This window comes from Pseudomonas guariconensis (assembly GCF_024127895.1).
GTDB classification, from domain to species: Bacteria; Pseudomonadota; Gammaproteobacteria; order Pseudomonadales; family Pseudomonadaceae; genus Aquipseudomonas; species Aquipseudomonas guariconensis_B.
The window spans coordinates 18,304-28,524 of the sequence record NZ_JAMYBK010000038.1; the positions used below are offsets into that span (position 1 = coordinate 18,304).

Below are 10,221 nucleotides of genomic sequence, written 5' to 3' on the forward strand. Positions count from 1 at the left end.
AGGCACTCATCGCAGGGGTAGCAGGCTACGTGCCCAGGGTCGATAGCGCAGGGCGAATACCGCCTCGGCATGGCAGCCACCGGCCAACGCGGGCTGGGCCGGCTCTGCGCGAAATGGCTGGCCGGCCGCGCTCACCTGGCGAAACGCTTCGCGCACGATCCCGACGCGGCAGGGCAGCGCCTGCTCATAGCCCTGGCGCACCAGCGGCGGCAGCCGCGCGGTGCCGGCACCGTCCTGCCACCAGACAGTCAAGCCCAGGCCGGCCAACTGGTCCAGCCAGGCGGCATTGACCCGCGGTGACAGGTGCCCGGCGCTGAAGGCGCTCAGGTGCAGGGGCTTGTCCAACCGGCGGTTGAAGGCCTGCAACTGGCGGTACAGGGCCTCGCGACGGGCGGCATCGCGAAAGTGCAGGTCGTCCAGCTCCAGGGGCAGGTACCAGCCGGCCACGGCCAGGTCCCAAGTGGCACGCACCTGTTGGTACTGGCCCAGCGAGCGGCCCAGCTGGGCCTTCCAGTAGGCGCCCAGGCCGTCACCGTCGAGCGCTTCCAGGCGCGAGTAGTAGGCAGGGTCCATGTACAGGCCCAGTACCAGCTCCAGGCCCTGGGCCCGGGCCTCGCGCAGGCTGTTCGCAAGCCACCCCTGGGCACCGCCGAAATCGCTGTCGCCGTAGGCGCTCCACTGCACGATCAGGGTCTTGCCGCCCTGGGCCACGGTGGCCTGCCACAGCTGCTGCCACTGGGCGGGGGTCAGGGCCGCATCGCGGTTGAGCGGCTGGTAGAACAGGCGCTGGTCGGCCTGCGCCGCAAGGCACAGCGCGAGCAGGCAGGTAGCCAGGAAGGTGCGCATCAGAAGGTCATCTCCACACCCAGCAGCACGCCGTTGGCGCGCTCGTAGAGGTTGCCGCCCAGCGACTGCTGGTATTCGGCGCGTACTTTCAGCGAGCCACGGTAGGCGTTGTAGCGGTCGTCGTCGAACCACCACTGCCAGCGCACGCCTACGCCGGTACGCAGGTCCTGGCGCCAGTCGTTGCTCGGGTCCTGGCTGGCGAATTCGAGGAAGCCATAGGGCATCAGGGTTTGCGGTGAGTTGCCGGGCAGTTTCCAGGCGTGCCCCTGCTGGTAGCGCGACAGCCAGGCATGGTCGCCGGCGCGGGTCCACCAGGCGGCATCGAGGTAGAGGAAGCGCTCGTTCCATTGGTCCTCGTCGATGCGCCAGTCGTTGCGCCAGGCGCCCTGGTCGAGGAACGAGGCGGTGGCGCGCAGCAGCAGGTCGTTGCTCGATTCGGCGTGATGGCGCAAGTCGCCCCAGTTGCCACCGACCTTCGCCGGGCTGAGCAACTCGCCCAGGCTCAGGCCGCCGTAGTGGCTGTCTTCGACCTGCCGTTGGTGATAGAGCTCGGCGTACAGGTTGAGGTTGGCCTGGCCGAACGGCTTGTAGCGCAGGCCGACGCCGGTGCCCAGGCTCTGGGCGTAGTCGGTACGGCTCTGGCCGCCGAACAGCACCCGGCCATAGACCGACAAGGTGCTGCCATTGCGGCTGGGTTCCTCGCCCAGGGCATGGTCCCACATGGCCAGCTGGACGTTCTGCGACTGGGCCCTGCGCTGCGTGCGGCCGCTGTCGCGGAAGTTGTCGTTGGTCGAGGTGCCGGCCGGCGACCAGGTGCTGGCCAAGGTGATGCTGTCGCGTCGCGACAGGGTCTCGTGGGCGCGGCGCTGGCGGTACTGACGTGCCTCCAGGCTGCCTTGCTCGTCATCGCCGTCCACCAGGTGCTCCTCCACGTCGATGACCCGGCGCAGCTCGCGACGGGCGGCGGCGCTGTCCTCGGCCTCGGCGTAGCGCAGGGCGAGGGTCTCGCCGATACGGTAGTCCTCGGGAAAGTCGCGGGTGGCCTGTTCCAGGTAGGGGATGGCGGCGCCGCGTTGCTGCTTGTCCGCCGAGCCGGCCAGGCGCATGCCATGGTCGGCGCGGTAGCGCGGCTGGTCCGGCGCCAGGCGTACGGCCTCGGCCAGCCAGGCGCTGCTCTGGGCGCTGTCGCCGGCCTGTTGCGCGGTGTTGGCTGCGGCGTAGTAGTGATCGGCACGGGGCTGGTGGCGCAGGGCCTGGCGCTGGAAGTCCAGGGCAGTGGCTGGCTCGCCCTGGCGCTGGGCGATGGCCGCGCCCAGCGCCCAGTCGTCAGCGCTGCGGTGCGCGGCGGCGTCCCAGTGGCGGCGGGCGCTGTCGGCATCGCCCAGGTCGAGGGCGCCGCGGGCGGCGGTCATGCGGGCGTTGTCGGTCCATTCGCTGTCCGGCAGGCTGCGCCAGATCGGCACGGCCGCCTCGGAGTCGCCGGCCGCCTCCAGGGCATAGGCCAGGGGCAGGCGGCTACTGCGGTCGCCCAGGCGTTCGGCGGCCTGGTAGTAGACTACGGCCTCGCCTGGCTGCCCGGGCATGGCGCAGCGGCCCAGGGCCCGGTACTGGCCGACTTCGCTGGGCGTGGCGGGGATCGCCTGGCGCACCGCGTCGCACTGGCCGGCTTCGGCCAGGCGACCGAGCAATTGGGCGCGGGTGGCGGGGTCGACCCGGGGGACCAGGCTGAGCACGCGCCGGCTATCCAGTGGCGTGTCATCGCGTGCATGCAGATTGCCCAGGCGCTGCAGCAGCCCAGGTGTCAGGCGGCCTTGGCGGCGGTCGTAGGCGTGTTCCAGCAGCTGTCGGGCGCGTTCGCTGTGGCCCTGTTTCACGAGCATGAAACTGGCCTGCTCGAGGGCGGCCAGGTCGCCGCTCTGCCGGTAGCGCTGCTCCCACTGCGCCGCGGTGCGGGGTTGCGGCGGGTCGCCGTACAGGCGTTGCCGGAGCACGGCGTAGGCGCGCGGATCGTCGCTGGCGGCGCAACCCTTGAGCTGCTCGCGGGCCAACCCCGGATCGCGACGCGACAGCCACTCGACGGTTTCCAGGCAGGGCCGCTGCAGCGCGTTGCTCAGGCGTTGCACCAGGGCGGCGTCGTTGCCTGCGCGGGCCAGCTCCCAGAGCTGACGGCGCTGCTCGGGCTGCTGCAACTGTTCGGTCGGCAGCGAGCGCAGCCAGTGCTGGGCCTGCTGGTTGTGGCCGACGGCGATGGCGCGGTTGGCCATGGCCAGGCGGGCCTGGTTGGCGATGCGCTCGGACGGTGCGCTGGCCAGCAGCTTCTCCAGGCCTTCTTCATCGAGCTGCTGCACGTAGGCATTGGCCAGGCGCTGCCAGTCCTCGGTGCTCAGTTGGCCCTGGTCGGCCAGCGGCTGCAATTGCTCGATGGTTTCGCTCCAGTTGCGCAGTTGCTCGGCGAAGGTAGCGCGGGTCAGGCGCAGCACCATGCCGTCGTCACGGGGCGGCAGGTGGTTGAGCCAGTCCAGGGCTCGACCGGCGCCACCGAACTTGGCCAGGCTCAGGCTGTAGGCCTGCCACAGGCGCACCCGCTGGTTGCCGGCGCTGTCGGCGATCCAGCCTTCCACCTGGCTGGCCGCGGGTGGGTCCTGTTCGATCCAGGTCAGGCGCAGCTCCAGCAGGGCGTCTGCATAGTCGGGGTTGTTGGCGAGCTGCTCGGCGATGGCCTGGGCCTCCTTGTAGCGGCGCTGGTGCGCCAGGGCCTCGGCCAGCAGGGCGCGGGCCTCGTCGTTGTTGGGGACCCGCTCCAGCACGTGGCGGGTCAGCCGTTCGACTTCCTGCCAGTTGTCGCGCTGGGCCTCACGGTAGCCACGCTCCATGAAGGGGTAGCTGCGAAAACGCTGGAAATCGCTCATGGGCGCGGCCAGGGTGGGCAGGGCGGAGGTGCACAGCAACAGGCCGGCCAGGGGGAGGGCGAGACGGGGCTTCATGCCACCTCCCGGGTCAGGTCATAGGCGGCCTGCTGTTCGCTGGCCTGTTCCGCGAGGGCCTGTTCGAGCACCTGTTCGGTGATGATGCCGCGAGCGATCAGGTGTTCGCCCAGGCTCATGCGCTCCGGATCGAAGTCGATCAGCGCCTGGTTGAACAGGGGTACTGGCACCATGCCGCGTACCTGCAGCAAGGCGCCGAGCATGACCTGGTGCACGCTGACCTTCTCCAGCAGCTCGGCGTCGTCCTGGTGCTGCGCCAGGACTGCGAGCATCGCCTGGGTCTGCGCCGTCTGCCAGGGGCTGGGGTAGTGGTGGCGCAGGCCGAGGGTGACCCGGCCCTGGGGTGCCAGGCGGCAGCGCACCGGGCGCTTGAGCTGGCGGCTGATGACCCCCAGGGAAACCTGGCTGACCGGGCTTTCGCTGGCCAGCACCAGGGTGTCGCCATCCTCGTCCACCGGCAGCACGCCATAGTGGGTGGCCAACCGCCGTGGCAGCTTGGCGATCAGCTCAGGGGGGATCTTGAACGGGTTGAGCGGTGCCCAGGGCAGGTCCAGTTGTTCGGCCAGGGTCTCGACCAGTTGCTCGCTGGTCAGCCAACCGCGCAACAGCAGCTCGCGGCCCAGGCGCCGGCGCACCGGGCTGGTGATCGCCTGCTGCAGTTGCTCGTCGGTGATCAGGCCCTTGGCCACCAGGCGCTGGCCCAGGGGGGGACGTGCCGGCGAGGCGAGGGCGGGGAACTCATGGGTGGTCTTGTCCCAGGCGACCCGTCGCGAGTCGCCCATCTCCATGACCTGGCGCAGGGCCCGCAGGTTGGCGAAGAAGTTGACGAAGTTGCTCCACATCATCCGCGGTGCCGACAGCAGGCCTTCGCCGATGCCGTAGTAGCGGGTGACGAACCAGCAGCGCTGGAACAGGCGGTTGACCAGCAGCAGGCCGTTGAGCCAGAGCAGGGTGGAGAGCAGCCGGCTGTCGCCGAGGATCGACATGAAGCGCCAGGACTCCGGTGCGATCACCGTCACCAGCCAGATGGCCAGCAGCACCAGCAGCAACAGGTTGACCAGGAAGCTCAGCAGGTAGGCGAACAGCCCGCGGCGGTCGCGCCAGAGAAAGTAGTTGAGCGCGCCCTTGCGGCTCCAGCCCAGGTTGCTGGTGCCCTGGAACACGATGCCGACGATCCACCGCGACTTCTGCCGCATCGCGTGCTGCCAGTCGCGGGGGAAGTGCTCGCGCACGCAGATCACCTGGGCGAACTCGCGGCTCATACCCGGGCGCCATGGCTGTTCGAGGGCCAGCGCCGGGTCGGTGATGGAGTAACGGGCGAAGATGCATTTCATGCCCTTTTGCTTGAGGCGAAAGCCGATGTCGTAGTCCTCGGTCAGGCTCTGCACGTCGAAGGCGATGCCGTCGCCGTCCTCGAGCAGGGCACCGATGGCGCGTCGGCTGAAGCAGGTGCCGACGCCGGCGCTAGGCACCTGGCCGGTCAGCGCCTCGCGGACGATGACGTCCTTGCCGTGGTTCTCGGCGAACTCGTCGACATAGTGCCCGGCGGTGAAGCCCTTCCACTCCGGCGCATAGGGGTACACCGGGATCTGGATCATGTCCTTGTTCGGCAGCAGGTAGTTGAACAGCCGCAGCTCCATCGGCGAGATCACGTCCTCGGCGTCGTGCAGGATGAAGCCGGCGAACTCGATGCGGGCGTCCTGCTGGAAGCGCAGGATGGCGTCGATGATGTTGTTCAGGCAGTCGGCCTTGCTGGTGGGGCCGGGGCGTGCGCAGACCACCTTGTGCACATTGGGGTAGTGCAGGCACACGGCGTCGACGTCGGCCTGGGTCTGCGGGTCGTTGGGGTAGGTGCCGACGAAGATCTGGTAGTTCTCGTAGTCGATGGTCGAGGCGGCCAGGCGCGCCATTTCGCCGACCACGCCCACCTCGTTCCAGGCCGGGACCATGATCGCCAGGGGTTTCTCCGCGACCTCGAACAGGCGTTTCTCGTCGGCTTTCTCGAACTTGTCGTAGATGCGAAAGCGCCGGATCAGCTTGCGTCCCCAGTAGCAGATGTCGATGAACAGGTCGTCCAGGCCGAGCAGGAACATCAGCGTGGCCAGGACGATGGCCAGCAGTTTCAGGCCGAACAGCACATAGGTGAGGATGTCGATGAAGACCAGGCTCATGCGTCGTCTCGCCCGCTGTCGCGCTCCACGAACCAGCGGCCCAGGCGTTCGGCGATGCGTTCGCTGGCATGGCCATCGCCGAAGGGCGTGAAGACCCTGGCCATTTGCGCATAGGCCTGGGGGTCGTCGAGCAACTGGCTGGTTTCCCTGACGATGCGCTCGGTCTGGGTGCCGACCAGCTTGACCGTGCCGCCTTCGAGCACCGACGGGCGCTCGGTGACCTTGCGCAGCACCAGCACCGGCTTGCCCAGGGCCGGGGCTTCTTCCTGGATGCCGCCGGAGTCGGTGAGGATCAGGTAGGCGCGGTCCATCAGCCAGACGAAGTGCTGGTAGTCCTGGGGGGCGACCAGGTGGATGTTCGGCTGGTGCGAAAGCACGCCGTAGACGGCCTGTTGCACGTGCGGGTTGAGGTGCACCGGATAGACGAACTGTACGTCCGGGTAGCGCAGGGCGAGCTCGGCCAGGGCCAGGCAGATGCGCTCGAAGCCGGCGCCGAAGTTTTCCCGGCGGTGGCCGGTTATCAGCACCAGGCGCTGGTCGTCGCGCAGCACGGCGAGCGGGGAGTCGCTGGCAGGCTTCCAGGCGGTCTGGGTCAGGTGGTCGCGCATCCACAGCAGGGCGTCGATCACCGTGTTGCCGGTGATCTCCACATGGGTGGCCGGCACGCCTTCGCGCAGAAGGTTGTCGGCGGACTTGCTGGTGGGGGTGAAGTGCAGGTCGGCAAGCACCCCGGTCAGGCGTCGGTTGGCTTCCTCCGGCCAGGGTTGCTGCAGGTTGCCGGTGCGCAGCCCGGCCTCGACGTGGCCGATGGGGATGTGCCGGTGGAACGCAGCCAGGGCGGCGATGAAGCTGGTGGTCGTGTCGCCGTGGACCAGCACGATGTCCGGCTGGATCTGCGCGTAGGTCTGCTCGAGCTTGTCCAGCAGGTCGCGGGCCAGGCCGTTGAGGGTCTGGTTGCGGGTCATCACCTTCAGGTCCTGGTCGACGGAGAGGCCGAAGGCGTCCAGGACCTGCTCGAGCATTTCCCGGTGCTGGCCGGTGGAGCAGATATGCAGGTCGATCTCGGGCCACTCGCGCAGGACACGGGCCAGTGGGGCCATCTTGATCGCTTCGGGGCGGGTACCGAATACCATCATGACGGTGTGGGGCATCGTCTCGTTCCTCCGTCCGATTCCTTGTCCGAAGTTGTACGATTGCGTCTTGCTTTGTAGGTGTTAGATACAAGCAGGCGATGCTGGGGTTGTCCAATCAGGACGTCGAGACGCCGCCAAGGATGTGATGCATGTGCAATGGCATCCACACTCGCGCTTTTACTTGTCGCCCGTAGCTTGTAACGTGTGGCTTTTCTGGAGGAAACGCTACATGCAAGGCAAGGCCCGCAAGATCGTCCAGGCCATTCTCTACGAGGTCATCGCCGTGGCGTGCGTGGCACCGGCGCTGGAGCTGGCGTTCGGGGCCGGCATGGCCCAGTCGACGGTGCTGTCGATCCTGATGTCGGGCATCGCCATGAGCTGGAACATGGCCTTCAACTGGGCCTTCGAGCGCTGGGAGGCGCGCCAGCGCAAGCGCAGCCGTACCCTGTTGCGCCGCTTGCTGCACGCCTTGGGTTTCGAGGGTGGGCTGGTGCTGATCCTGTTGCCGCTGGTGGCCTACTGGCTGGACATCAGCCTGTGGGCGGCGCTGGTCACCAACCTGGCGCTGTTCGTGTTCTTCTTCGTCTATGCGTTCGTCTTCCAGTGGGGGTTCGACAAAGTGTTCGACGTGCCGGTCTCGGCTCAGGAAGCGGCGAAAGGCTGTTGACTTCATGCCGGGCGCCGGGATAAGTTTCCCGACCATGAATACCTTCCCGCAACTTCGCGCCCTCAGCATTATTACCGCCATTATCGGATTGGCGGGCTAGCGCGTACTTGCACCGAACCCGCCCTGGAGGCGGGTTCTTTCTCTCTGACTCCCGGGCACTTGAACAACCCCCAGGAGTCATCGATGACCAACCTCAACGTCAGCCCCCGTACTCCGGCCACGCCCCAGCAACTGCTGTCGGAGCAGGTCCGGCGCATTCTCGCTGCCCCCGTGTACGACCTGGCCATCGAGACGCCCCTGCAACCGGCCCCGGCGCTGTCGGCCACCCTGGGCAACCAGGTGCTGCTCAAGCGCGAGGACCTGCAGCCGACCTTCTCGTTCAAGGTCCGCGGCGCCTACACCCGTCTTTCACGCCTGAGCCCGGCCCAGCGCCAGCGCGGGGTGATCACCGCGTCGGCGGGCAACCACGCCCAGGGCGTGGCCCTGGCGGCGTCGCACCTGGGCATGCGGGCGACCATCGTCATGCCCACCACCACGCCAGAACTGAAGGTCCAGGGCGTGCGCTCGCGCGGTGGCCAGGTGGTGCTGCATGGCGAAAGCTTTCCCCACGCCCTGGCCCATGCCTTGCAGCTGGCCGACAGCGAAGGCGCGACCTTCGTGCCGCCCTACGACGATCCGGACGTGATCGCCGGGCAGGGCACCGTGGCCATGGAGATCCTGCGCCAGCGCCCGGGCGCGCTGGATGCGATCTTCGTGCCGGTCGGCGGCGGTGGGCTGGTGGCGGGCATCGCCGCCTACGTCAAGTACCTGCGCCCCGAGGTCAAGGTGATCGGCGTCGAACCGGAGGACTCCAACTGCCTGCAGGCCGCCCTGGCCGCGGGCGAGCGGGTGATCCTGCCGCAGGTCGGCACGTTCGCCGATGGCGTGGCGGTGGCCCAGGTCGGCGCCCACTGCTTCGAGCTGTGCCGCCACTTCGTCGACGAGGTCATCACGGTCAGCAGCGACGAGCTGTGCGCGGCGATCAAGGACATCTATGACGACACCCGTTCGATCACCGAACCCTCCGGCGCCCTGGCGGTCGCCGGCATCAAGCGTTACGTGGCCCGCGAAGGCGTGCAGGGGCAGACCCTGGTCGCCATCGACTCCGGCGCCAACGTCAACTTCGACCGCCTGCGCCATGTGGCCGAGCGCGCCGAACTGGGCGAGCAGCGCGAGGCGATCATCGCGGTGACCATCCCCGAGCGCCCGGGCAGCTTTCGCGCTTTCTGCCGTGCCCTGGGCAAGCGCCAGATCACCGAGTTCAACTACCGCTACTACCCAGGCAAGGAAGCGCGGCTGTTCGTTGGCGTGCAGACCCACTCACAACACGACCCGCGCGAGCAGTTGCTGGCCAGCCTGCGCGCGCAGGGCTACGAGGTGCTCGACCTGACCGACAACGAGCTGGCCAAGCTGCACGTGCGCCATACCGTCGGCGGCCACGCCGCGCCGGGCGCCGAGGAGCGGGTGCTGCGTTTCGAGTTCCCTGAGCGGCCCGGCGCCTTGCTGGGTTTCCTGGAGCGTTTGGGCAAGCGCTGGAACATCAGCCTGTTCCACTACCGCAACCACGGCGCGGCCGAGGCACGGGTGTTCGCTGCGCTGGAGGTGCCGGTGGAAGAGCTGCCGGGGCTGCCCCAAGCGCTGGAGGGCATGGGGTATCGGTATTGGGACGAGACCGAGAACCCGGCGTATCGGTTGTTCCTGGGGTAGAGACGTCGCCTGTTCCGGCCTGTCGAGGGGGGGCAGTCAGCACGACCTCATCCTTTGGCATGACCGGCTGCACAGGAGGACGAAACCCGGCAGCCGCAAGCCAGCTCAGCAGGTTCGAATGCCAGCGGCGTGCCGTTGAACAGCACGCTGTTGTCCCCGCTGGAGACTAGCGCGAACGGGCCGCCATGCAGCGCGCATTGGGCCCGGTCTCCCAACACGCATTGTCGACGACCATCGATGAGCACGCCGTTGCCCTCGGTCATCCGGCCACCGCCCGAGTGGGAGTCGCCCTTTCGAATTGCACCTTGTCTGGACATTCTTAGTGCTCCGTAGGGAGGTGTTGCACGGCTTCGTAGAGACCCTCCGGAACAACCTCGGGGTCGTGCTTTCGAGCGGCCAACAGGAAACGTTCGAGCAACTCATCTTTTTCGAAGCGCGTTCCTGGCGGGCACGTCAGTGCGGCGTAGGGCGTTTTCATCAACGGGTGATCGATGAACGGGTTGGCCAGACCCAAAGAGCGGCGCAGGTTGAGGATAGCCAGGATTTCGGCGGGGTAGACCGCTTCGAAGGGGGAGCCGAATTCGAAGTTGCCGGAGTCGAGTTCGCGGGAGGTCAGGGCGATGCGCTCGACATGGGTATCGCAGGCGGTGAGTAGAACGGGAAGCAGTTTCTCG

General features: G+C 67.9%; 7 protein-coding genes and 1 pseudogene. 2 read left to right on the plus strand and 6 right to left on the minus strand.

Annotated elements, in window-relative coordinates; all coding sequences use genetic code 11:
* Positions 1-6: 6 nt before the first annotated feature.
* Genes NJF35_RS23510 through wecB form a run of 4 tightly spaced genes read right to left on the minus strand, consistent with a single transcriptional unit; the run spans position 7 to position 7,152 of the window.
* Entirely contained in the window at positions 7-846 is an 840-nt protein-coding gene (locus NJF35_RS23510; protein ID WP_253091539.1) for a DUF4434 family protein, read from the minus strand.
* Positions 846-3,830: a phage receptor gene (locus NJF35_RS23515; protein ID WP_253091540.1), complete on the minus strand. Its 2,985-nt coding sequence runs from the start codon at positions 3,828-3,830 to the stop codon at positions 846-848. Before NJF35_RS23515 ends, NJF35_RS23510 begins: the two co-directional genes overlap by 1 nt.
* Positions 3,827-6,001, minus strand: coding sequence for a cyclic di-3',5'-guanylate-activated glycosyltransferase NrfB (gene nrfB, locus NJF35_RS23520; protein ID WP_253091541.1), 2,175 nt, complete (start codon positions 5,999-6,001; stop codon positions 3,827-3,829). Before nrfB ends, NJF35_RS23515 begins: the two co-directional genes overlap by 4 nt.
* Positions 5,998-7,152 (minus strand): non-hydrolyzing UDP-N-acetylglucosamine 2-epimerase, encoded by a 1,155-nt coding sequence (gene wecB / locus NJF35_RS23525; protein WP_253091542.1) that lies wholly within the window; start codon positions 7,150-7,152, stop codon positions 5,998-6,000. The genes nrfB and wecB overlap by 4 nt, the downstream gene beginning before the upstream one ends.
* Positions 7,153-7,363: 211 nt before the next feature.
* Here wecB and NJF35_RS23530 point away from each other — a divergent pair, with 211 nt between their 5' ends.
* Both NJF35_RS23530 and ilvA read left to right on the plus strand, forming a co-directional pair.
* Positions 7,364-7,801 carry a PACE efflux transporter gene (locus tag NJF35_RS23530; protein WP_225790684.1) on the plus strand — a complete coding sequence of 146 codons (438 nt, stop codon included), beginning with the start codon at positions 7,364-7,366 and terminating at the stop codon, positions 7,799-7,801.
* A gap of 183 nt (positions 7,802-7,984) precedes the next feature.
* Positions 7,985-9,547, plus strand: a complete 1,563-nt coding sequence (gene ilvA / locus NJF35_RS23535) for a threonine ammonia-lyase, biosynthetic (RefSeq protein WP_253091543.1) — start codon at positions 7,985-7,987, stop codon at positions 9,545-9,547.
* 47 nt (positions 9,548-9,594) lie between these two features.
* Here the strand turns inward: ilvA and NJF35_RS23540 are convergent, their stop codons facing one another.
* Entirely contained in the window at positions 9,595-9,864 is a 270-nt protein-coding gene (locus NJF35_RS23540) for a PAAR domain-containing protein (protein WP_225790682.1), read from the minus strand.
* Positions 9,865-9,866: 2 nt separating this feature from the next.
* Positions 9,867-10,221, minus strand: a pseudogene (locus NJF35_RS23545) (hypothetical protein); the annotation flags it as partial.

Bases quoted from the DNA above. Each gene is read 5' to 3' on its own strand.
- NJF35_RS23510 (WP_253091539.1), bottom strand. From the start codon at position 846: ATGCGCACCTTCCTGGCTACCTGCCTGCTCGCGCTGTGCCTTGCGGCG.
- NJF35_RS23515 (WP_253091540.1), bottom strand. From the start codon at position 3,830: ATGAAGCCCCGTCTCGCCCTCCCCCTGGCCGGCCTGTTGCTGTGCACC.
- nrfB (WP_253091541.1), bottom strand. From the start codon at position 6,001: ATGAGCCTGGTCTTCATCGACATCCTCACCTATGTGCTGTTCGGCCTG.
- wecB (WP_253091542.1), bottom strand. From the start codon at position 7,152: ATGCCCCACACCGTCATGATGGTATTCGGTACCCGCCCCGAAGCGATC.
- NJF35_RS23530 (WP_225790684.1), top strand. From the start codon at position 7,364: ATGCAAGGCAAGGCCCGCAAGATCGTCCAGGCCATTCTCTACGAGGTC.
- ilvA (WP_253091543.1), top strand. From the start codon at position 7,985: ATGACCAACCTCAACGTCAGCCCCCGTACTCCGGCCACGCCCCAGCAA.
- NJF35_RS23540 (WP_225790682.1), bottom strand. From the start codon at position 9,864: ATGTCCAGACAAGGTGCAATTCGAAAGGGCGACTCCCACTCGGGCGGT.